Source organism: Aeromonas sp. QDB56 (assembly GCF_027705505.1).
Lineage (GTDB): Bacteria > Pseudomonadota > Gammaproteobacteria > Enterobacterales > Aeromonadaceae > Aeromonas > Aeromonas caviae.
Window position 1 is genome coordinate 23,039 of record NZ_JAPDBZ010000019.1, and the last position, 21,101, is coordinate 44,139.

At 59.6% G+C, this 21,101-nt stretch carries 19 protein-coding genes; 18 read left to right on the forward strand and 1 reads right to left on the reverse strand.

The annotated features are described in order from the left end of the window. The first annotated feature begins 210 nt into the window (after window positions 1-210). The 14 genes from rlmD to rpoS all read left to right on the forward strand — a co-directional run bounded on the left by rlmD (window position 211) and on the right by rpoS (window position 15,095). Window positions 211-1,533 carry a 23S rRNA (uracil(1939)-C(5))-methyltransferase RlmD gene (gene rlmD, locus OKB81_RS05125; protein ID WP_270662361.1) on the forward strand — a complete coding sequence of 441 codons (1,323 nt, stop codon included), beginning with the start codon at window positions 211-213 and terminating at the stop codon, window positions 1,531-1,533. Between the two features lie 349 nt (window positions 1,534-1,882). Continuing rightward, window positions 1,883-4,093 (forward strand): GTP diphosphokinase, encoded by a 2,211-nt coding sequence (gene relA / locus OKB81_RS05130; RefSeq protein WP_010675631.1) that lies wholly within the window; start codon window positions 1,883-1,885, stop codon window positions 4,091-4,093. A 170-nt stretch (window positions 4,094-4,263) separates the two neighbouring features. Beyond that, window positions 4,264-5,061 (forward strand): nucleoside triphosphate pyrophosphohydrolase, encoded by a 798-nt coding sequence (gene mazG, locus OKB81_RS05135; protein ID WP_104454748.1) that lies wholly within the window; start codon window positions 4,264-4,266, stop codon window positions 5,059-5,061. Between the two features lie 141 nt (window positions 5,062-5,202). Then, window positions 5,203-6,840: a glutamine hydrolyzing CTP synthase gene (gene pyrG, locus OKB81_RS05140; protein ID WP_039041042.1), complete on the forward strand. Its 1,638-nt coding sequence runs from the start codon at window positions 5,203-5,205 to the stop codon at window positions 6,838-6,840. An 89-nt stretch (window positions 6,841-6,929) separates the two neighbouring features. Then, window positions 6,930-8,231 carry a phosphopyruvate hydratase gene (gene eno / locus OKB81_RS05145; protein ID WP_043154803.1) on the forward strand — a complete coding sequence of 434 codons (1,302 nt, stop codon included), beginning with the start codon at window positions 6,930-6,932 and terminating at the stop codon, window positions 8,229-8,231. A gap of 177 nt (window positions 8,232-8,408) precedes the next feature. Continuing rightward, window positions 8,409-8,726, forward strand: coding sequence for a cell division protein FtsB (gene ftsB / locus OKB81_RS05150; protein WP_010675628.1), 318 nt, complete (start codon window positions 8,409-8,411; stop codon window positions 8,724-8,726). Further along, window positions 8,719-9,450, forward strand: a complete 732-nt coding sequence (gene ispD / locus OKB81_RS05155; RefSeq protein WP_160837273.1) for a 2-C-methyl-D-erythritol 4-phosphate cytidylyltransferase — start codon at window positions 8,719-8,721, stop codon at window positions 9,448-9,450. Before ftsB ends, ispD begins: the two co-directional genes overlap by 8 nt. A gap of 58 nt (window positions 9,451-9,508) precedes the next feature. Continuing rightward, window positions 9,509-9,985: a 2-C-methyl-D-erythritol 2,4-cyclodiphosphate synthase gene (gene ispF / locus OKB81_RS05160; protein ID WP_052814805.1), complete on the forward strand. Its 477-nt coding sequence runs from the start codon at window positions 9,509-9,511 to the stop codon at window positions 9,983-9,985. Further along, on the forward strand, window positions 9,985-11,043 hold the full coding sequence (gene truD, locus OKB81_RS05165) for a tRNA pseudouridine(13) synthase TruD (RefSeq protein WP_160837289.1): 1,059 nt from the start codon (window positions 9,985-9,987) through the stop codon (window positions 11,041-11,043). Before ispF ends, truD begins: the two co-directional genes overlap by 1 nt. Further along, on the forward strand, window positions 11,024-11,785 hold the full coding sequence (gene surE, locus OKB81_RS05170; RefSeq protein ID WP_128342491.1) for a 5'/3'-nucleotidase SurE: 762 nt from the start codon (window positions 11,024-11,026) through the stop codon (window positions 11,783-11,785). Before truD ends, surE begins: the two co-directional genes overlap by 20 nt. A gap of 4 nt (window positions 11,786-11,789) precedes the next feature. Continuing rightward, window positions 11,790-12,407: a protein-L-isoaspartate(D-aspartate) O-methyltransferase gene (locus OKB81_RS05175; RefSeq protein WP_010675623.1), complete on the forward strand. Its 618-nt coding sequence runs from the start codon at window positions 11,790-11,792 to the stop codon at window positions 12,405-12,407. Further along, window positions 12,404-12,985 (forward strand): YqaA family protein, encoded by a 582-nt coding sequence (locus OKB81_RS05180; RefSeq protein WP_010675622.1) that lies wholly within the window; start codon window positions 12,404-12,406, stop codon window positions 12,983-12,985. The genes OKB81_RS05175 and OKB81_RS05180 overlap by 4 nt, the downstream gene beginning before the upstream one ends. 9 nt (window positions 12,986-12,994) lie before the next feature. Then, the gene (locus OKB81_RS05185) at window positions 12,995-14,065 is read left to right on the forward strand and encodes a LysM peptidoglycan-binding domain-containing protein (RefSeq protein WP_160837271.1); all 1,071 of its coding nucleotides are present in this window, start codon (window positions 12,995-12,997) and stop codon (window positions 14,063-14,065) included. Window positions 14,066-14,111: 46 nt separating this feature from the next. After that, window positions 14,112-15,095 (forward strand): RNA polymerase sigma factor RpoS, encoded by a 984-nt coding sequence (gene rpoS / locus OKB81_RS05190; protein WP_010675620.1) that lies wholly within the window; start codon window positions 14,112-14,114, stop codon window positions 15,093-15,095. 73 nt (window positions 15,096-15,168) lie between these two features. Here rpoS and tsaD read toward each other — a convergent pair whose 3' ends face one another. Then, window positions 15,169-16,182, reverse strand: coding sequence for a tRNA (adenosine(37)-N6)-threonylcarbamoyltransferase complex transferase subunit TsaD (tsaD, locus tag OKB81_RS05195; RefSeq protein ID WP_041213897.1), 1,014 nt, complete (start codon window positions 16,180-16,182; stop codon window positions 15,169-15,171). A gap of 179 nt (window positions 16,183-16,361) precedes the next feature. On the opposite strand from tsaD, the gene rpsU reads away from it, so the two are divergent. The 4 genes from rpsU (at window position 16,362) to rpoD (ending at window position 20,992) form a co-directional block, all read left to right on the forward strand. Next, window positions 16,362-16,577, forward strand: coding sequence for a 30S ribosomal protein S21 (gene rpsU / locus OKB81_RS05200; RefSeq protein WP_005309452.1), 216 nt, complete (start codon window positions 16,362-16,364; stop codon window positions 16,575-16,577). 15 nt (window positions 16,578-16,592) lie between these two features. Then, window positions 16,593-17,036 (forward strand): GatB/YqeY domain-containing protein, encoded by a 444-nt coding sequence (locus OKB81_RS05205; protein WP_160837269.1) that lies wholly within the window; start codon window positions 16,593-16,595, stop codon window positions 17,034-17,036. Window positions 17,037-17,125: 89 nt separating this feature from the next. Then, window positions 17,126-18,913, forward strand: a complete 1,788-nt coding sequence (gene dnaG / locus OKB81_RS05210) for a DNA primase (RefSeq protein WP_069784226.1) — start codon at window positions 17,126-17,128, stop codon at window positions 18,911-18,913. Window positions 18,914-19,096: 183 nt separating this feature from the next. Continuing rightward, window positions 19,097-20,992, forward strand: coding sequence for an RNA polymerase sigma factor RpoD (gene rpoD, locus OKB81_RS05215; RefSeq protein ID WP_263639565.1), 1,896 nt, complete (start codon window positions 19,097-19,099; stop codon window positions 20,990-20,992). The last annotated feature ends 109 nt before the right edge of the window (window positions 20,993-21,101 follow it).

Genomic DNA, 21,101 nt, shown 5'->3' on the forward strand with positions numbered 1-21,101 from the left:
TCGGGCAGGCAATACAGTCACTGTCGCTGTACGGGGTCTCAGGCCGTATCCGGTCATATCAATGGGCCACTTTTGGTCAGAATGGACGATGGGGCGGATGCCGCGGCTGGGGCCCTCAGGCCGTATTTGGTCATACGATTATTCTTGTGGGACAATGGTCTGCCGCAGATTCCACAATCATGACATAGCCACCTATAGGCACCAAGTTTTATGGCCCAGTTTTTCAAGCCCCAAAAGAAATCCACCCAGCCCCAACGTATTGAATTTACGGTAGACAGTCTGGATCACCACTGTGTCGGCGTCGGCCGTCATCAGGGCAAGGCCATCTTCATCGAAGGGGCGCTGCCCGGCGAGGCCATCAAGGCCCGCATCATCGACGACAAGAAGCACTATGCTCACGCCGCCCTGCAACAGGTGGTGACCCCGGCGGCCAACCGGGTCGCCCCCTTCTGCGACCACTATCGCGAGTGTGGCGGTTGCAGTGCCCAGCACCTGGGAGAGGGAGATCAACTGGCGGCCAAGGAGGCGGGACTGGTCAGCCTGTTCGAGCGCCTTGGCAACATCCAGGCGCCTACGCTGGCACCTGCGCTGACGGGGGAGTCCCGCGCCTACCGCCGGGTCTGCCGTCTGGCCATCAAGTTTGACAAGAACGGTCGCTGCACCCGGGTGGGCTTTCGTCGTCGCCAGTCGAACGATCTGGTAGAGATTGCCGGCTGTCCTGTGCTGGCCGAGCCCCTCTCCGCCCTTATTGCCCCTCTGCGCGAATGTCTCAACCGGCTGAAGAGCCAGCGCGAACTGGGCCATGCGGAACTCATTCAGGGGGAGCAGGGCATTCTGATGCTGCTGCGCCACATCGGTCGCCCCACCGAGGCGGATCGGGCGCACTTGACCGAGTTTGCCACCGCCCAGGGGATAGACCTCTATCTGCAGGCGGCGGACGAGCAGATCGAACCTCTGCGTCAACAGTCTCAGCCAAGTTACACGCTGGATGGCCTGTCTCTTGCATTCGCTCCCGGCGACTTCATCCAGGTCAACGGGCCCGTCAACCAGCGCATGGTGGAGCAGGCATTGAGCTGGCTCGACGCAGGCAAGGATGACAAGGTGCTGGACCTCTTCTGCGGCATCGGCAACTTCACCCTGCCGCTGGCCCGTCAGGCCCGCGAAGTGGTGGGGGTGGAAGGGGAGTTCGCCATGGTGACGCGTGCACAGGAGAATGCCCGCCGCAACGGCATCGACAACGCCCGCTTCTACAAGGCGGACTTGAGCGGCGACATCGTGGGCATGTCCTGGGCCCGGGAAGGGTTCGATCTGGTACTTCTGGATCCGGCCAGACCCGGGGCGCTGGAGGTGATGAGCCACGTGGTGGCACTTTCCCCCAAACGGGTGGTCTATGTTTCCTGTAACCCGGTCACCCTGGCCCGTGACAGTCAGGTGCTGGTGCAGGGGGGCTACAAGCTGACCCGTCTGGGGATGCTGGACATGTTCCCCCACACCGGTCATCTGGAGTCCATGGCGCTGTTCGAACGGGGCTGAGTCGAGGCGACCGCATTATTCTGGATGAATCAAGATGCGGTCGTGATGATTTTTCGATGTGCATGATGCTGCCAGAGTGAGGTAAAACAGGTGTTTTTCGCTGCCTTCAACGGGCAGGGCAGAATGCGGTTATCTTGGTTTTCCAGCGGCGGCAGCGCTGTTTGAGCGGGAGTGATTAGGGTAATCTAGGTCGTCGATAGTGGATCGGATGCGGGGAAGAGCCCTGTCACCTTGCGCGGTGACATGCCTTGAAAACTCTTTCATGCATCCCCATTTGAGGCAGTCATCAGTTGATGAGGGGATGAGGAGAGCATCGGCTTTCGACCCCACACTTTTAAGGATTGATACCATGGTTGCGGTGCGCGATATTCATTTGAAAGACAATTTCACTCTGGATGAGTGGGTCAGTTCCCTTACCCTGAGTGAAAGTGACAAGAATCAGCTGCGAACCGTCTACCAGTATTGCCTGACCCTGGGTGACGAAGCGCTCACCAACCGCCTGCTGGTGCGCGGGGTCGAGATGGTGGGCATCCTGCTGATGCTCAGCATGGATCTCGCCACCCTCAAGGCCGCCATTCTCTATCCCTTCGTCGAAGCCGGTCTCATCAGCCAGGAAAAGGTGAACGAGGACTTCGGCCCCAAGATCGCCAAGCTGGTGGAAGGGGTGCTGGAGATGGAGGCCATCCGCTCCCTGCAAACCCTTCACCGCAGCGAAACCTCGCCGGAGCAGGTGGACAACGTGCGCCGCATGCTGCTCGCCATGGTCGAGGACGTGCGCGCCGTGGTCATCAAGCTGGCGGAGCGCATCGCCTGCCTGCGTGAGGCGAAGAAGGCGGATGAGGAGACCCGGGTGCTGATGGCCCAGGAGATCACCAACATCTATGCCCCCCTTGCGAACCGCCTCGGTATCGGTCAGCTCAAGTGGGAGCTCGAGGATCTCGCCTTCCGCTACCTGCACCCGGACACCTACAAGCAGATCGCCAAACAGCTGGACGAGAAACGGCTCGACCGCGAGCGCTACATCCGTGAATTCGTGCAGTCTCTGCGCGATGCCCTGGCCGAGGCCGGCGTCGAGGCCGAGGTCTATGGCCGACCGAAACACATCTACAGCATCTGGCGCAAGATGCAGAAGAAGCACCTCGAATTCAACGAGCTGTTCGATGTGCGCGCGGTGCGGGTGATCACCAAGCGGCTGCAGGATTGCTACGCGGCGCTCGGTATCGTTCACACCCATTTCCACCATATTCCCCGCGAATTTGACGACTATGTCGCCAACCCCAAGCCCAATGGCTACCAGTCCATCCACACCGTGGTGGTGGGGGAGGAGGGCAAGACAGTGGAGATCCAGATCCGTACCGAGCAGATGCATCAGGATGCGGAGCTCGGTGTGGCTGCGCACTGGCGCTACAAGGAAGGTGCACAGGCCGCTGCCAAGACCAGCACCTTCGAAGACAAGATCGAATGGCTGCGCAAACTCCTCGCCTGGCAGGAGGATCTCTCGGAGAGCGGCTCCTTGCTGGACGATCTGCGCAGTCAGGTGTTCGAGGACAGGGTTTATGTCTTCACTCCCAAGGGCGATGTCATCGACCTGCCGGCAGGGGCGACGCCGCTCGACTTCGCCTATCACGTGCACAGCATGATCGGTCACCGCTGCATCGGCACCAAGATCGACGGCCGTATCGTGCCCTTCACCTATACGCTGCAGACCGGCGACCAGGTGGAGGTGATCACCCAGAAGGAGCCGAACCCGAGCCGCGACTGGATGAACCCGAACGCCGGCTTCCTGCGCTCCAGCCGGGCGCGGGCCAAGGTGGCCACCTGGTTCAGAAAGCTGGACCGGGACAAGAACATCGCCGCCGGCAAGGAGTTGCTGGAGAAAGAACTGGACAGGCACAACCTCACCCTCTCCAAGGTGGACAAGGTGGTGCTGGAGCGTTTCCATGCGGAGGAGCTGGAGGATTTGCTGGCCGGTATCGGCAGCGGCGACATCCGCATCAACCAGCTGCTCAATTATCTGGACACCCGCTACAACAAGCCGACGGCGGAAGAAGAAGATCGCCGTCTGCTGGAGAAGCTGGAGCAGAAGGCCAATGTGCCCTTCCGCCCCAAACCCAAGGATCACATCGTGGTGGAAGGGGTGGGCAACCTGATGACTCACATCGCCCGCTGCTGCCAGCCCATCCCGGGGGACGCCATCCAGGGCTTCATCACCATGGGACGGGGGGTTTCCATCCACCGGGAAGATTGCGAGCAGCTCAAGGAGCTGTCGCGTCGCAACCCGGAGCGCTTGATCGATGCGGTCTGGGGGGAGAACTACTCCGGCGGTTACGGTCTCACCATCCGCATTCTCTCCAACGACAGATCCGGCCTGCTGCGCGACATCACCACCGTGCTCGCCAACGAGAAGATCAACGTGATGGGAGTGCGTTCGCGCTCCAACGTGCGCGAGCAGACCGCCGAAATAGACATGGAGCTGGAGATTTACAACATCAACGCCTTCAACCGGGCGTTGGCCAAGCTCAGTCAGCTCAACGACGTGATCAGCGCCAAGCGGCTGTAATGCTCAACCGACCGGCCCCAGTGGCCGGTCTGCATTTTCTCCCTCCTTGTAGAGCATTGAAGACGGATATCACGCGCCCCATCTCCGGCCGCCATGGCGCCACATCATGTGGAGCAGTGGCGTGAGCGGATATTCATGAACCCATTTACTGAATCGAAAGTGAGTTGCCCATGTCCCAACGCTACGACCTTCCCCAACTGCTCGACATCATGGCTAGATTGCGTGACCCGAACGGGGGCTGTCCCTGGGATCTCAAGCAGAGCTTCCAGACCATAGTGCCGCACACCCTGGAGGAGGCCTACGAGGTGGCGGATGCCATCGAGAGCGAAGATTGGCAAGGGCTGAAGGGGGAGCTCGGTGATCTGCTGTTCCAGGTCGTGTTCTATGCCCAGCTCGGCAAGGAGCAGGGATTGTTCGACTTTGCCGACATCGTCGATACCGTGAGCGAGAAGCTCATTCGCCGCCACCCCCATGTCTTCTCCGATGCCGACCTGGGTGACGAGCAGGCGGTCAAAGCGAACTGGGAGGCGGAAAAGGCCAAAGAGCGGGCCGCGCTCGACAAGGAGAGCGTGCTGGACGATATCCCCCTCTCCCTGCCTGCCCTGACCCGGGCAGCCAAGATCCAGAAGCGCTGCGCCACCGTCGGTTTCGACTGGAAGACCCTGGGGCCCGTGGTGGACAAGATCCACGAGGAGATCGAGGAGGTGATGGAAGAGGTGCTGATGGTTGACGTGGACGAGGCTCGGGTGAGCGACGAGCTCGGCGATCTCTTGTTTGCCACCGTCAACTTGGTGCGTCATCTGGGCAAGGATCCCGAGCAGGTGCTGAGGGCTGCCAACACCAAGTTTGAGCGTCGTTTTCGTCAAGTTGAACACTTTATTGCCGCAGAAGGTCTGAAAATGACGGATTGCTCCCTGGAGAAGCTGGACGAGGCCTGGAACAAGGCCAAGGAAACCGAGCAAAGTTGATTTGGCGCAAGACGGGGCGGCGGGGAGCCTGATAGATTTTTGTTCATTGTTTGGGAGTGGGGGTTTTGGTATACTGTTTCCCCGTCCTGCTTCATCCCCGAAGCACCCCTTAAAAATCCCTAAACTTCTTTCAGGTTCAGCATGACGACCAAATATATTTTTGTGACTGGTGGCGTTGTTTCATCCCTCGGCAAAGGCATTGCCGCAGCTTCTCTGGCAGCCATTCTGGAAGCCCGTGGTCTGGATGTGACCATCATGAAACTGGACCCGTACATCAACGTGGATCCGGGCACCATGAGCCCGACCCAGCATGGTGAAGTGTTCGTAACCGAGGACGGGGCCGAAACCGATCTGGATTTGGGCCACTACGAGCGTTTCATCCGCACCAAGATGACCCGCCGCAACAACTTCACCACCGGCCGCATCTATGCAGACGTGCTGCGCAAGGAGCGTCGTGGTGACTATCTGGGCGCCACCATCCAGGTGATCCCGCACATCACCAACGCCATCAAGGAGCGGGTGATTGCCGGTGCCGAAGGCCATCAGGTTGCCATCGTCGAAGTGGGCGGTACCGTGGGCGACATCGAGTCCCTGCCGTTCCTTGAAGCCATTCGTCAGCTGGCGGCCATCGTGGGTCGCAACAATGCCATGTTCATGCACCTGACCCTGGTTCCTTACCTGGCCGCCGCCGGCGAGGTGAAGACCAAGCCGACCCAGCACTCCGTGAAGGAGCTGCTCTCCATCGGTATCCAGCCGGATGTGCTGATCTGCCGCTCCGACCGCGCCATTCCGGCCAACGAGCGTGCCAAGATCGCCCTGTTCTGCAACGTGCCCGAGCGCGCCGTCATCTCCATGAAGGATGTCGACTCCATCTACAAGATCCCGGCGCTGCTGAAATCCCAGGGGCTGGACGGCTACATCACCGAGCGCTTCGGCATCGAGTGCAAAGAAGCCGACCTGGCCGAGTGGGAACAGGTCATCTATGAAGAGGCCAACCCGACTGCCGAAGTCACCATCGGCATGGTGGGCAAGTATGTCTCCCTGCCGGACGCCTACAAGTCCGTCAACGAAGCGCTCAAGCACGGTGGCCTGAAGACCCGTCTCTCCGTCAACATCAAGTACATCGACTCCCAGGACATCGAGACCCGTGGCGCCGAGCTGCTGGAAGGTCTGGATGCGATCCTGGTACCGGGCGGCTTCGGCGAACGCGGCGTGGAAGGCAAGATCCTGGCCGCCAAATATGCCCGCGAGAACAAGATCCCGTACCTCGGTATCTGCCTGGGCATGCAGGTCGCCTTGATCGAATACGCCCGCAACGTGGCGGGCATGGAAGGGGCCCACTCCTCCGAGTTCAAGAAAGACAGCCCGTACCCCGTGGTCGGTCTCATCACCGAGTGGGTGGATGACGAAGGCAACGTCGAGACCCGGACCGAGAAGTCCGATCTGGGCGGTACCATGCGTCTTGGCTCCCAGCTCTGCCACCTGGTGGAAGATTCCAAGGTGCGTCAGATGTACGGCAGCCCGACCATTTACGAGCGCCACCGTCACCGTTATGAAGTGAACAACAAGCTGCTGCCACAGATTGAAGCGGCAGGTCTGAAGGTGACCGGTCTCTCCGCCGACAAAAAACTGGTGGAAATCATCGAGATCCCGGATCACCCCTGGTTCGTGGCCGCGCAGTTCCACCCGGAGTTCACCTCGACTCCCCGTGATGGCCACGCCCTGTTCGCCGGTTTTGTGAAGGCGGCGGGCGAGTATCAGAAGCGTAATTTGAAGTAATTGAAAATAAATGCGGTTGGGGCCCTGTGCCACAGCCGCTTTTTTTGGCATATTTTTGTTGTTTTTTTACGAAACCTGAGGAAATACACATGTCCAAGATCGTTAAAGTGATCGGTCGTGAAATCATCGACTCCCGTGGTAACCCGACCGTTGAGGCCGAAGTTCACCTGGAAGGTGGTTTTGTTGGTATGGCAGCCGCTCCGTCTGGCGCGTCCACCGGTTCCCGCGAAGCGCTGGAACTGCGTGACGGCGACAAGAGCCGTTTCCTGGGTAAAGGCGTGCTGAAAGCCATCGAAGCCGTCAACGGCCCGATCGCTCAGGCTCTGCTGGGTAAAGATGCCAAGGACCAGGCCACTGTCGACCAGATCATGATCGACCTCGACGGTACCGAGAACAAATCCAAGTTCGGCGCCAACGCCATCCTGGCTGTTTCCCTGGCCAACGCCAAAGCTGCCGCTGCTGCCAAAGGCATGCCGCTGTACGCCCACATCGCCGAGCTGAATGGCACCCCGGGTGTCTACTCCATGCCGCTGCCCATGATGAACATCATCAACGGTGGTGAGCACGCCGACAACAACGTCGACATCCAGGAGTTCATGATCCAGCCGGTTGGCGCCAAGACCCTGAAAGAAGCCGTTCGCATGGGCGCAGAAGTGTTCCACAACCTGGCCAAAGTGCTGAAGTCCAAGGGCTACAACACTGCCGTCGGTGACGAAGGTGGTTTCGCTCCGAACCTGAAATCCAACGCCGAAGCGCTGGAAGTGATCGCTGAAGCCGTTGCCGCTGCCGGTTACAAACTGGGCACCGACATTACCCTGGCCATGGACTGCGCTGCGTCCGAGTTCTACGACGCAGAGAAGAAAGAGTACAACCTGAAGGGCGAAGGTCGTATCTTCACCTCCAACGGTTTCTCCGACTTCCTGGCTGACCTGACCACCAAGTTCCCGATCGTCTCCATCGAAGATGGCCTGGACGAATCCGACTGGGAAGGCTTCGCCTACCAGACCGCCGAACTGGGCAAGAAAATCCAGATCGTGGGTGACGACCTGTTCGTAACCAACACCAAGATCCTGAAGCGCGGTATCGACAACGGCATCGCCAACTCCATCCTGATCAAGTTCAACCAGATCGGTTCCCTGACCGAAACTCTGGCTGCCATCAAGATGGCCAAAGACGCTGGCTACACTGCCGTCATCTCCCACCGCTCCGGTGAGACCGAAGACGCGACCATCGCCGACCTGGCTGTGGGTACCGCTGCTGGCCAGATCAAGACCGGTTCCATGAGCCGTTCTGACCGTGTTGCCAAGTACAACCAGCTGATTCGTATCGAAGAAGCCCTGGGTGCCAAGGCTCCGTTCCGTGGTCTGAAAGAAGTGAAGAACCAGGCTTAATTTTCGCCTGCGTTCATGCTTCACAAAGCCCCGCCATCTGGCGGGGCTTTTTCGTTCTGCGCTTATGGACATGTGCGACCTGCATTTTTTATTCCGACCAACCCATCCGGCACACAGGCTTTCTTTTGTCTTGCCTGCGAATATGGGAAACTAGGCCGCTTGAAGGAGACTCAGTGCATGCGGCTACTCACTCTTATCCTGCTCCTCCTGTTGGGAGGGCTGCAATATGACCTCTGGCTGGGGAAAAACGGCCTCTCCGACTATCGGGAACTCTCCACCGCCATCGAGCGGCAGCAACAGGACAACCTGGTACTCAAGGATCGCAACAGTCTGATTTACCGGGAAATCGACGATCTTACCTCTGGCCTTGAGGCCATCGAGGAGTTGTCGCGCAACGATCTTGGCTACATCAAGCAGGGCGAGACCTTCTACAGAATCATTCCTAAAGAAAAGGATCAGGTGACGGAGCCTGATGGTGCCCCCTACGATGACTGATAGCCTGAGCGGCCTGACCGCCATCGTCCCGGCTGCCGGTATTGGCAGTCGCATGGGGGCCAATTGCCCCAAGCAGTACCTTTCCCTGGCAGGTAAATGCATTCTGGAGCACACCCTGGAGCGTCTGCTCTCCCATCCCGCCATCGCCCGTGTGATCGTGGCGCTGGCGCCCCACGACCGCTGGTTTGAGACGCTGACCGTGGCAACCGATCCGCGGGTGCTGCGAGTGGAAGGGGGAAGCGAGCGCGCCTTCTCCGTGCTCAATGCGTTGCACGTGGCAGAAGGGGAGTGGGCACTGGTGCATGACGCCGCCCGGCCCTGTCTGACCCACGAGGATCTCGATGCGCTCATTACTGCCGCCATGGCCTCTGGCGGTGCCATCCTCGGCAGCCGGGTGCGCGATACCATGAAGCGCACCGATGCGGCCGGCAATATCCTCGCCACCGTGGATCGCGAGCAGCTCTGGCATGCCCTGACGCCCCAGATGTTTTTGGTCCGCCCCCTCAAGCGGGCGCTGGAGGAGGGGCTGGCGCTCGGCGCCGCCATCACCGATGAAGCCTCCGCCATGGAGCGCGCCGGTTTCCCCGTGCGCATGGTGGAAGGGCGGGCCGATAACATCAAGGTGACCCGGCCGGAAGATCTCTCCCTGGCCGGGCTCTATTTACAGCAACAACGTGCGTGCCGGTCGGCACGACCCGATTCATCCCCAGAGGAGCAGGCATGATCCGCACCGGACATGGTTTTGATGAGACAGATTTCCGTGTATTGAGGAGGGCGCAGGCATGATGCGGATCGGACATGGTTTTGATGTTCACAAGTTTGGCGGGGTTGGTCCCTGCATGCTGGGCGGGGTGGCGGTGCCCTATGAACAGGGCCTGCTGGCCCACTCCGATGGCGACGTGGTGCTGCATGCGGTGAGCGATGCCCTGCTGGGGGCCATCGGCGCCGGTGACATCGGCCGCCACTTTCCCGATACCGCCGCCGAATTCAAGGGCATCGACAGCCGCATCCTGCTGCGGGATGTCTTTGCCCGCGTGCAGCGCGCAGGTTATGCCATCGGCAACCTGGATGTGACCATCATCGCCCAGGCCCCCAAGATGGCCCCCCATATCGACGCCATGTGCGCCGTGCTGGCCGCAGATCTGCAATGTGATTTGAACCGGGTGAACGTCAAGGCGACCACCACCGAACAACTCGGATTCACGGGGCGCAAGGAAGGGATCGCCACCGAAGCCGTCGTCTTGCTGGTGAAACAATGATGCTTGAACAACTTGCCTATCTGCACGGGACGCCCACTGCTCGCGGCATCCTCAAGGCCGAGGCCGCCGACTTCGTGGTCAATGAAGATCTCGGGTTTGCACCTTGCGGCGAGGGGGAACACATCTTCGTCCGGGTACGCAAAACCGGCGAGAATACCGCCTGGGTGGCTGGCCTGCTGGCCGATGCGGCCGGGGTTGCCCGCAATGCGGTGACCTGGGCTGGTCTGAAAGATCGCCATGCGGTGACCGAACAGTGGTTCGGCATCCATCTGCCGGGCAAGGGCGAGCCGGGTCTCTCGGTCATCGAGAACGACAACATCCGGATCCTTGAGGTGAAGCGCCACAACAAGAAGCTGCGGGTCGGCTATCTCAAGGGCAACCACTTCACCCTGCGTCTAACCGGTCTGGAGCAGGCCGACGGGCTGGAATCCCGTCTGCAGGCGATTGCAACCCAGGGGGTGCCCAACTACTACGGCGAGCAGCGTTTCGGCCGCGGTGGCAACAACCTGGAGGCCGCCAAGGCGATGTTCGCCGGCAAACGGATCAAGGATCGCAACAAGCGCTCCCTCTATCTGTCCGCCGCCCGCAGCATGCTGTTCAATGCCATCGTCAGCGCCCGCATCGAGCAGGGGCTGGCCCATCAGCTGCTGGCTGGCGACTGCGTGATGCTCAAGGGCAGCCACTCCATCTTCAGTGAAGAGAGCGTGACGCCCGAGCTCGAGGCGCGCCTTGCCTCCGGAGACGTGCAACTGACCGCTCCCCAGTGGGGCCGTGGCCGTCTGGCGAGCCAGGGGGCAGCCGCCGAGTTCGAGCAAGGAGTGCTGGCCTCTTATGGCGACTGGTGCGAGGGGCTGGAGAAAGCCGGGCTGGATCAGGACAGGCGCCCGCTGCTGCTCAAGCCGGAGCAGATGAGCTGGCAACGGGAGGACGAGGTGTTGACCCTGTCGTTCTTCCTGCCTGCCGGCGCCTTTGCCACCAGCGTGGTACGAGAGTTAATGCAGGCCGAAGAGGCCGATCACGGTCTCAGGAACTCAACCGATGCGAATTCTGGTCAGTAATGACGATGGGGTACACGCCGAGGGCATTCGCGCCCTCAGCGAGGCGTTGCGTGCCTGTGGCGAGGTCGTGGTGGTGGCGCCGGATCGCAACCGCAGCGGTGCCAGCCACTCCCTGACGCTGGAAGTGCCGCTGCGGGTCACCCGCCTCGATGCGTCCAGTTTTCACGGCATCAAGAGTTATGCGGTCAAGGGGACGCCGACCGACTGCGTTCATCTGGCGGTCAACGAACTGCTGCGCCCTGAGCCCGACATGGTGGTGGCCGGTATCAATCACGGGGCCAACCTGGGGGATGACGTCATTTACTCGGGGACGGTGGCGGCCGCGACGGAAGGGCGTCATCTTGGTTTCCCCTCCATCGCCGTATCGCTGGTGGGCAAGACCCATTTCGCCAGTGCGGCCCACTACGCCGCCCAGCTGGTGCGGGGGCTGATGGTGCATCCGTTGCCTGCGGATCAGATCCTCAACGTGAATGTGCCTGACCTGCCGCTCGAGCAGATCAAGGGGATCAGGGTGACTCGTCTTGGCAATCGCCACCGGGCGGAGTCGGTGATCTGCACCGAGGATCCCCGTGGTCAGCCGGTCTACTGGATTGGTCCCCCCGGCAACCAGCAGGATGCGGGAGAGGGAACGGACTTTGCCGCCATCGAGCAGGGTTATGTCTCCATCACTCCCCTGACCATCGACATGACGGCCTACGGCAGTCTGTCGACCCTGGGCGCGTGGCTGGATCTGCAGGGATGACGTTGTGATAGTACAGCGCCTGTTGAATCAACTGATTGCCCAGGATGTCCGCGATTTCCGCGTATTGGCGGCGATCGCGAAGGTGCCGCGCCAGCTGTTTGTGGACGAGGCCATGGCCCACAAGGCCTGGGACAATACGGCCCTGCCCATCGGCCATGGGCAGACCATCTCCCAGCCTTACATCGTGGCGCGCATGACCGAGCTGCTGATCCAGAACGATCCGGCCCATGTGCTGGAGATCGGGACGGGATCGGGCTACCAGACGGCGGTACTGGCCCACCTAGTGGAGCATGTCTACACCATGGAGCGGATCAAGTCGCTGCAGTTTCAGGCCCGGCGCAGATTGCGCCAGCTCGATCTGCACAATGTGTCGGCCAAGCACGGCAATGGGTGGCTAGGTTGGCCCAACAAGGGCCCTTTCGACGCCATTCTGGTGACGGCGGCGGCCAGTGAGGTCCCCAAGGCCCTGACCGATCAGCTGGCTGACGGTGGTCGTCTGGTGTTGCCGGTGGGTGATGGCCAGCAGACCCTGCAGCTCATCGAGCGATCGGGCTCCCAGCTCACCAGCCGGATCCTGGAGCCGGTACGTTTCGTTCCCCTGATTGACGGAGATGTCGAGTGAAGTTGTTTTCCCGCCTTTATGTTCTGGTGATGCAGTGGGCACGCCACAAGTATGCCCCCTGGTATCTGGCCATCACCGCCTTTATTGAATCCATCTTCTGGCCCATTCCGGTGGATGTGATGCTGGCGCCCATGGCGCTCGGCAAACCTCATCGCGCCTGGCACTATGCCGCGCTGGCCACCCTCTTTTCGGTGCTGGGCGCCCTGTTTGGTTATCTGCTCGGCTATGCCCTGTGGGAGCCAGTGGTGCAGCCGCTGGTGACCTCGGTTGGCTATGAGGACAAGATTGCCCTGGCCGAGCAGTGGTTCGCGCAGTGGGGCATCTGGGTTATTTTTATTGCCAGCTTCACGCCGATCCCCTACAAGGTGTTTACCGTCACGGCTGGCTTGCTCCACATGGCACTGTTGCCTTTCATCCTGACCTCGCTGATCGGTCGTGGCATGCGCTTCTTCCTGGTTGCAGGTCTGATGCGCTGGGGCGGCGAGAAGATGGAGCGCAAGCTGATGCACTATGTGGATGTGCTGGGCTGGCTCTGTATTGGTTTGGCCGTTGCGGCCTATTTCTGGTTTAGTCGTTAAGGATCCACTATGTGTTCGCGTGTTTGGCAAGGTAGCGGTGTCGTCGTGTTGTCATGGCTGCTGCTTGCCTGTTCCTCCAGCAAGACTGCGGCTCCGGTGCACAGCCTGGGCAATGATCAGGTCGCTTCGACCATCCCCGTGCGTCAAGGTATGACCAAGCCCGGCATTGCAGGCAACGGGTACACCGTGGTCAAAGGAGACACTCTCTACTCCATTGCATTTCGTTCTGGCATGGATGTGGCTTCGCTTATCAGCATCAATGGCATCACTCCCCCCTATAACATTTATCCCGGCCAGCAGCTCAGGCTCGATGGCGCTTCCGCCCCCATGGCGGTGGCAACCGTCGGCAGCCCTGTCAGTCGTGGCAGCGTGACGGGGTCTGGCAGTTACGAGGTGCGCCGTGGCGATACTTTGAGCAGCATCGGTCGCCAGTTCGGTCTCTCCAACCAGGCCTTGGCCCAGCGCAACAACCTCCAGGCTCCTTATGCATTGCACGTGGGCCAGGTGCTCAATGTGGGGGGCGCGGGGTCCTCGGGTGGTCAGATGGTGGCAGCAACCACACCGGTGGTGACCAGCACGGGGCCCAAACCCCTGGCCACGGCTCCGGCAGGTACGACCACACCATTTATTGCTCAGAAAACGATTGCTCCTGCCTCGTCAACAGCATACGCTCAGGCGAAAGAACAAAAAACCGTCAGTTCCTCGTCAACACTCTCCTGGCATTGGCCGACCAAAGGGCGGATCGTTGAAGGCTTCTCCGTTGCGGAACAAGGCAACAAGGGCATCGACATTTCCGGCCAGAAGGGCCAACCCATTTACGCTGCGAGCAGCGGCAAAGTGGTCTATGCGGGCAGTGCACTGCGAGGTTATGGCAAGCTGATAATTCTCAAGCACAGCGATGACTACCTCTCCGCCTACGCTCACAACGATGAGTTGAGGGTCAAGGAGGGAGACACCGTGAAGGGCGGAGCGGTTATCGCCAATATGGGTAGCACGGATGCGCCGGATGTGCGCTTGCACTTTGAAATCCGGTACAAAGGCAAGTCGATCAACCCGATGGGCTATTTGCCAAAGCGTTAACTCAGAGAGCTGAGTCTTACTCTGGTGTAGGTCAGGGAGAGATATCATGAGCCAAGAACAACTGGTAATGCAGGATGCAGAGTTAGAGTTCGACGAGGAGCTGGAGGTTCAGGAGGAAGAAGAGGTTCAGGAAGTGGCGGCCGAAGCCGAAGAGACCATTTCCGATGAACTGATGGCGCCCGAGCTGAACAAGGTAATGGACGCCACCCAGCTCTATCTGGGGGAGATAGGCTTCTCCCCCTTGCTCACGGCTGAAGAGGAAGTCTACTACGCCCGCCGTGCCCTGCGTGGCGACAAAGCGGCGCGCAAGCGCATGATCGAATCCAACCTGCGCCTGGTGGTCAAGATTGCCCGGCGCTACAACAACCGCGGCCTGGTGCTGCTGGATCTCATCGAAGAGGGCAACCTCGGCCTTATCCGCGCCGTCGAGAAGTTCGACCCCGAGCGAGGCTTCCGTTTCTCCACCTATGCCACCTGGTGGATCCGCCAGACCATAGAGCGGGCCATCATGAACCAGACCCGTACCATTCGTCTGCCCATCCATGTGGTCAAGGAGCTGAACGTCTATCTGCGCACTGCGCGCGAGCTTTCTCATCGTCTCGACCATGAGCCGACCGCCGAGGATATCGCCTCTGCACTGGATCGCTCTGTGGACGATGTGAATCGCATGCTCAAGCTCAACGAGAAGATCACCTCGGTGGATACTCCCATTGGTGGCGATCGCGACAAGGCGCTGCTGGACGTGCTCTCCGACGAGCGCGGCATGGGGCCCGAGCTGGAGTCCCAGGAAGATGACATGCGCAGCAGCATAGTGCACTGGCTGGAGGAGCTAAATCCCAAGCAGCGCGAAGTGCTGGCCCGCCGTTTCGGTCTGCTCGGCTATGAACCGGCCACCCTGGAAGACGTGGGCGCCGAGATTGGTTTGACCCGCGAGCGGGTGCGCCAGATCCAGGTGGAAGGGTTGCGCCGTCTGCGGGAGATCCTGCTGGGGCAGGGGCTCTCCATTGAGGCGCTATTCCGCACCAATTAAACGGGTATGAATACCGTCATCAAGATGAAAAAGGGGCCGCAGGCCCCTTTCTTTTTGTCGTGGATCTTCCGGATCATACCGGATCCAGAGTGTCCAGCGGCCAGCGCGGCACGGCCTTGACGACGAGGGGTTCGAAGACTCCCGCCTTCAGGCGTTGCATGCCGGCATAGGCGATCATGGCGCCGTTGTCGGTGCAGTATTCGGTGCGCGGGTAGAAGACTTCACCTTTGAGGCTCTCCATCAGCTCGGCCAGCTGGGCGCGCAGATGACGGTTGGCACTGACGCCGCCTGCCACGACCAGACGATTGAGACCGGTCTCTTTCAGGGCACGGCGGCACTTGATGGCCAGGGTGTCGACCACCGCATCCTCAAACGCCCGGGCGATGTCGGCACGGGTCTGCTCGTCGTCGCCATTGGCTGCTATGGTATTGGCGGCAAAGGTCTTGAGGCCGGAGAAGCTCATGTCGAGCCCGGGACGGTCGGTCATGGGACGCGGGAAGGTAAAGCGTCCAGTGGTGCCTTTTTCTGCCAGCCGGGAGAGCAGCGGACCACCGGGGTAGTCCAGACCCATCAGCTTGGCGGTCTTGTCGAACGCCTCACCGGCGGCATCGTCGATCGATTCGCCCAGCAGCTGATAGCTGCCGATACCGTCGACCCGAACCAGCATGGAGTGGCCGCCGGAAACCAAGAGCGCCACGAAGGGGAACTCGGGGGCCTTCTCTTCCAGCATGGGGGCCAGCAGGTGGCCTTCCATGTGGTGTACGGCGATGGCCGGCTTGTCCCATGCCATCGCCAGCGAGCGGCCTATGGTCGCCCCGACCAGGATGGCACCAACCAGACCTGGCCCCGCGGTATAGGCGATGCCATCGATGTCATCCTTGCCAAGTCCAGCCTCTTTCAAGGCGGCCTGGATCAAGGGGATCGTCTTGCGTACATGGTCCCGGCTGGCGAGCTCGGGAACGACGCCGCCGTAGTCCGCATGCAGCTTGACCTGGCTGTACAACTGGTGGGAAAGGATCCCTTTTTGATCATCGAAGATCGCGATCCCGGTTTCGTCACAGGATGTCTCTATGCCCAATACACGCATTGCTAAAAAATTTCACTGCTAAAATGAGACGGCTATGGTAACCTTCGCGGGTTTTTTAAACCAGAGCGATCTCTGCGGGTTTACTTTCATTCCCTGTCCAGAGTATAATTTCGCACCATTTTAAGACATGCTGATCGATTGAAGGTCAGCTAACAATTTATCACTGAGGTGAAAGGCACATGCCAGTAATCAAAGTCCGTGAAAATGAGCCGTTTGACGTTGCTCTGCGTCGCTTCAAGCGTTCTTGCGAAAAGGCCGGTATCCTGTCCGAAGTTCGTAGCCGTGAGTTCTACGAGAAGCCGACTACCATTCGCAAGCGCGCCAAAGCGTCCGCTGTCAAGCGTCACGCCAAGAAGCTGTCCCGCGAAAACGCACGTCGTATCCGCCTGTACTAATCAAGGGATCATGCCGTGTCTCTGAAGGATCAACTCAAGGATCAGCAAAAGCTCGCCATGCTTGCCAAAGACAAGCCTCGGTTGGGTGCTATCCGCTTGTTGATGGCAGAAATCAAGCAGCGTGAAGTCGATACCCGTGTCGAGCTCAATGATGAAGAGATCCTCGCCGTCGTGACCAAAATGGTCAAACAGCGTCGCGATTCCATCAGCCAGTTTGAAGCTGCCGGTCGCCAGGATCTCGCCGACAAAGAGTCCGCCGAGATCGTTGTGCTGCAGGAGTTCCTGCCACAACAGCTGACCGCAGACGAAATTGCCGCCCTGATCGAGCAAGCCATCGCTGAAAGTGGTGCTGCCGTCATGGCTGACATGGGTAAAGTCATGGCTGTCTTGAAGCCAAAAATTCAGGGGCGTGCCGATGTCGGCGCCGTCAGTGCTCAGGTGAAAACCCGCTTGGCGTAACAGGCAACTCTCTTGTTTGGTCGAAGAAGCCGTGCTTCCCATTGGAATGCGCGGCTTTTTTATTTCCTATGCAATGAAACAGGACGGTTATGGCTGGCAGGATCCCGCAATCCTTTATCGATGATCTGCTCGTACGCACGGACATAGTCGAGTTGATCGACTCCCGTGTGCGGTTGAAGAAAGCCGGTAAGAACTACCAGGCTTGCTGCCCTTTTCATAACGAAAAAAGCCCCTCCTTTACCGTCAGCCAGGAGAAGCAGTTCTATCACTGTTTCGGTTGTGGTGCCCACGGCAATGCCATCGGCTTTGTCATGGAGTACGACGGCCTGGAATTCCCCGATGCCATCGAAGAGCTGGCAAGCCTGCACGGTATGCAGGTCCCCCGTGAGCAAACGGCGGGTGGATCAAGCCATAGCCAACCAGCCGTCAGTAAGGATCTGTTCGAGCTGATGAACCAGATTGCGCGCTTCTACGAGAGCAATCTCAAGAACGCGCCTCAGGCGGTGGAGTATCTGAAAGGCCGGGGCCTGACTGGCGAGGTGGTCAAGCGCTTCAACATCGGTTATGCCCCTGGGGACTGGGATCAGGTGCGTCGCCGCTTTGGCGCCAGTCGGGATCACGAACAACTGCTGATTTCGGGCGGTATGCTGATCCCCCGTGACAGCGGCCCGGGCAGCTACGATCGTTTCCGCGATCGCATCATGTTTCCGATCCGGGACAAACGTGGCCGGGTCATCGGCTTCGGTGGCCGAGTGCTGGGGGATGGCACGCCCAAGTACCTGAACTCCCCCGAAACCCCCATCTTCCACAAGGGGCGAGAGCTGTTCGGCCTTTATGAGGTCAAGCAGGCACACAAGGATCCGCGCCGGATCCTGGTGGTGGAAGGTTACATGGATGTGGTGGCGCTCGGCCAGTACGACATCGACTATGCGGTGGCGGCACTGGGGACTGCGACCACCAGCGATCACATCCACACCCTGTTCCGTACCACGGCAGAGGTGGTCTGTTGCTACGACGGCGACAACGCCGGTCGGGAAGCTGCCTGGCGGGCGCTGGATAACGCGCTCTCCCACCTGCAGGACGGCCGTGAACTCAAGTTCGTCTTTTTGCCGGATGGCGAGGATCCCGACTCGCTGGTACGCCAGATCGGCAAGGAGGGGTTCGAAGCGCTGCTCGACAAGGCCCAGTCGTTTGCGGATTTCATGTTCGAACGCCTCGGGCGCGATGCGGCTCTTTCCGGTGAGGCAGGCAAGTTTGAAGTGGCCAACAAGGCCGCCGAGCTGATTCGTCGGGTACCGGAAGGTTTCACTCGCGAGGGGTTGATTACCCGACTTTCCAGCATGATGCGTTGGGGAGAAAACAAGCAGCGGATTGCCGAGCTGTTTGCCCGCAACAGCCAGCCCAAGGTGGAAGTCAACAAACCCAAGGCGACCAAACTGACACCGATCCGCAGGGCTCTGGCCCTGATGGTGCAGTATCCGGCGATCACCGCCGAGCTGCCGGCCATGCCCGAGTTGGCCGGGCTGCGCCTGCAGGGGATCCCTTTCCTGCTGCAACTGCACCAGCAGATCCTGATCCAGCCGGGAGTGACAACGGGTATCCTGCTGGAGCATTGGCGCGGCACAAAAGAGGGAGAAATACTTGCCCAGCTGGCGATGCATGACCTGTTTGAAGAGGTAAAGCTCGATCAGGAGCCCGATATTCTGGGAGAATTGCAGGATACTTTTGTCGGTTTCATCAACCTTTTCCTGAAGCAACGGATCGAAGAATTGCAGGCCAAGGTGGCGCAGGAAGGGCTAAGCTCTGAGGAAACTCAGGAGCTGATGATGCTGATCAGAGAGGTGCAGATTGAGAAAAGAAATGAGAGTGGGGCTTGATATTTGAGTGAGCAGTCCCAATATGAATAGCGTTGCCCGAATCGACGGGATTGAAAGCAAACACTTTATAACCACCTGGCCCCGACAACACTGCGGGCAGGGGTTTCTCATGACCGACGCCGCAACCAGACATAGCATGTCTGGCGGTTTTCTATTAGAATTGGCTATTTGCGCAGCAGCGCACTGTACGCGCAACCTAGCAACACCAACCGGATGAGTTCTATGGAGCAAACCCCGCAGTCTCAGCTTAAACTCCTCGTTGCCAAAGGTAAAGAACAGGGCTACCTGACCTATGCCGAGGTGAACGATCACCTCCCGCAAGACATTGTCGATTCAGACCAGATCGAAGACATCATCCAGATGATCAACGATATGGGCATTCAAGTGGTTGAAAACGCTCCGGATGCCGATGACCTTATCATGGCTGAAGGTGGTACCGCCGATGAGGACGCTGCCGAAGCAGCGGCCCAGGCTCTGGCATCTGTTGAATCTGAAATTGGTCGCACGACCGATCCCGTCCGCATGTACATGCGGGAAATGGGTACCGTCGAACTGCTGACCCGCGAAGGCGAGATCGACATCGCCAAGCGGATTGAAGACGGTATCAACCAGGTACAAAGCTCCGTCGCCGAGTACCCTGAAGCCATCACCTATCTGCTCGAACAGTACGACAAGTACGAAGCCGAGCAGCTTCGCCTGTCCGACATCATCTCCGGCTTCATCGATCCGAACGAAGTGGATGACGTGGCGCCGACCGCCACTCATATCGGCTCCGAGCTCAGCGAGGACGACCTTGCCGACGAAGACGAAGATGAGGACGAAGACGAAGACGAAGACGGTGACAACTCCGACGATGATGGTGACGGTGGCCCGGATCCGGAAGTCGCTCGCGAGAAATTCGGCGAACTGCGTGCCCAGTACGAGGTGACTCGTCTCTCCATTCAGCAGAATGGCCGTGCCCACGACGACACCCAGAATGCCATCGCCCAGCTGGCCGATGTCTTCCGTCAATTCCGCCTGATGCCCAAGCAGTTCGATCGCCTGGTCAACAACATGCGGGAGATGATGGAGCGTGTCCGCGTGCAGGAACGCATCATCATGAAGCTCTGCGTTGAGCAGGCCAAGATGCCGAAGAAGACCTTCGTCGCGGCCTTCACCAACAACGAGTGCGAAACTGCCTGGTTCGAATACCAGAAGCAGGCCGGCAAGGCGTGGTCTCCCCGCCTGCTCGAGATGGACGAAGAAGTACTGCGTTCCATCGGCAAGCTGCAGCAGATCGAAGAAGAGACCGGTCTGTCCATCGCCCAGATCAAGGACATCAACCGCCGCATGAGCATCGGTGAGGCCAAAGCCCGCCGTGCGAAGAAAGAGATGGTCGAGGCCAACCTGCGTCTGGTTATCTCCATCGCCAAGAAGTACACCAACCGCGGTCTGCAGTTCCTGGATCTGATCCAGGAGGGCAACATCGGTCTGATGAAGGCGGTCGACAAGTTCGAATATCGTCGCGGCTACAAGTTCTCGACCTATGCCACCTGGTGGATCCGTCAGGCCATTACCCGCTCCATCGCGGATCAGGCCCGTACCATCCGTATCCCGGTGCACATGATCGAGACCATCAACAAGCTCAACCGTATCTCCCGCCAGATGCTGCAGGAGATGGGTCGTGAACCGAACCCGGAAGAGCTGGCCATGCGCATGGGCATGCCGGAAGACAAGATCCGCAAGGTACTGAAAATCGCCAAGGAGCCCATCTCCATGGAGACGCCCATCGGTGATGATGAAGACTCCCACTTAGGCGACTTCATCGAAGATACCACCCTGGCTCTGCCAGCGGATGCGGCCACCAGCGAGAGCCTGCGCAACGCGACCCGCGAAGTGCTGGCCGGGCTGACCGCACGGGAAGCCAAGGTACTGCGCATGCGCTTCGGTATCGACATGAACACCGACCACACCCTCGAGGAAGTGGGCAAGCAGTTCGACGTCACCCGTGAGCGTATCCGTCAGATCGAAGCCAAAGCTCTGCGCAAGCTGCGTCATCCGAGCCGCTCGGAAGTGCTGCGCAGCTTCCTGGACGAGTAGTCCCGGGTTCTGTCAGTCTGACATTGCAACAAAAAGCCCCGCCATGCGGCAATGCTGTTCACTTAAGAGAATTTGAGTTCCAGTCCACGTAGTATCAGGGCTAAAAAAT

Excerpts from the sequence above, each read along its gene's own strand:
- ispF (WP_052814805.1), top strand. The coding sequence starts at position 9,509 with ATGATGCGGATCGGACATGGTTTTGATGTTCACAAGTTTGGCGGGGTT.
- rpoS (WP_010675620.1), top strand. The coding sequence starts at position 14,112 with ATGAGCCAAGAACAACTGGTAATGCAGGATGCAGAGTTAGAGTTCGAC.
- surE (WP_128342491.1), top strand. The coding sequence starts at position 11,024 with ATGCGAATTCTGGTCAGTAATGACGATGGGGTACACGCCGAGGGCATT.
- pyrG (WP_039041042.1), top strand. The coding sequence starts at position 5,203 with ATGACGACCAAATATATTTTTGTGACTGGTGGCGTTGTTTCATCCCTC.
- ftsB (WP_010675628.1), top strand. The coding sequence starts at position 8,409 with ATGCGGCTACTCACTCTTATCCTGCTCCTCCTGTTGGGAGGGCTGCAA.
- OKB81_RS05185 (WP_160837271.1), top strand. The coding sequence starts at position 12,995 with ATGTGTTCGCGTGTTTGGCAAGGTAGCGGTGTCGTCGTGTTGTCATGG.
- eno (WP_043154803.1), top strand. The coding sequence starts at position 6,930 with ATGTCCAAGATCGTTAAAGTGATCGGTCGTGAAATCATCGACTCCCGT.
- mazG (WP_104454748.1), top strand. The coding sequence starts at position 4,264 with ATGTCCCAACGCTACGACCTTCCCCAACTGCTCGACATCATGGCTAGA.
- dnaG (WP_069784226.1), top strand. The coding sequence starts at position 17,126 with ATGGCTGGCAGGATCCCGCAATCCTTTATCGATGATCTGCTCGTACGC.
- rlmD (WP_270662361.1), top strand. The coding sequence starts at position 211 with ATGGCCCAGTTTTTCAAGCCCCAAAAGAAATCCACCCAGCCCCAACGT.
- ispD (WP_160837273.1), top strand. The coding sequence starts at position 8,719 with ATGACTGATAGCCTGAGCGGCCTGACCGCCATCGTCCCGGCTGCCGGT.
- rpsU (WP_005309452.1), top strand. The coding sequence starts at position 16,362 with ATGCCAGTAATCAAAGTCCGTGAAAATGAGCCGTTTGACGTTGCTCTG.
- tsaD (WP_041213897.1), bottom strand. The coding sequence starts at position 16,182 with ATGCGTGTATTGGGCATAGAGACATCCTGTGACGAAACCGGGATCGCG.
- truD (WP_160837289.1), top strand. The coding sequence starts at position 9,985 with ATGCTTGAACAACTTGCCTATCTGCACGGGACGCCCACTGCTCGCGGC.
- relA (WP_010675631.1), top strand. The coding sequence starts at position 1,883 with ATGGTTGCGGTGCGCGATATTCATTTGAAAGACAATTTCACTCTGGAT.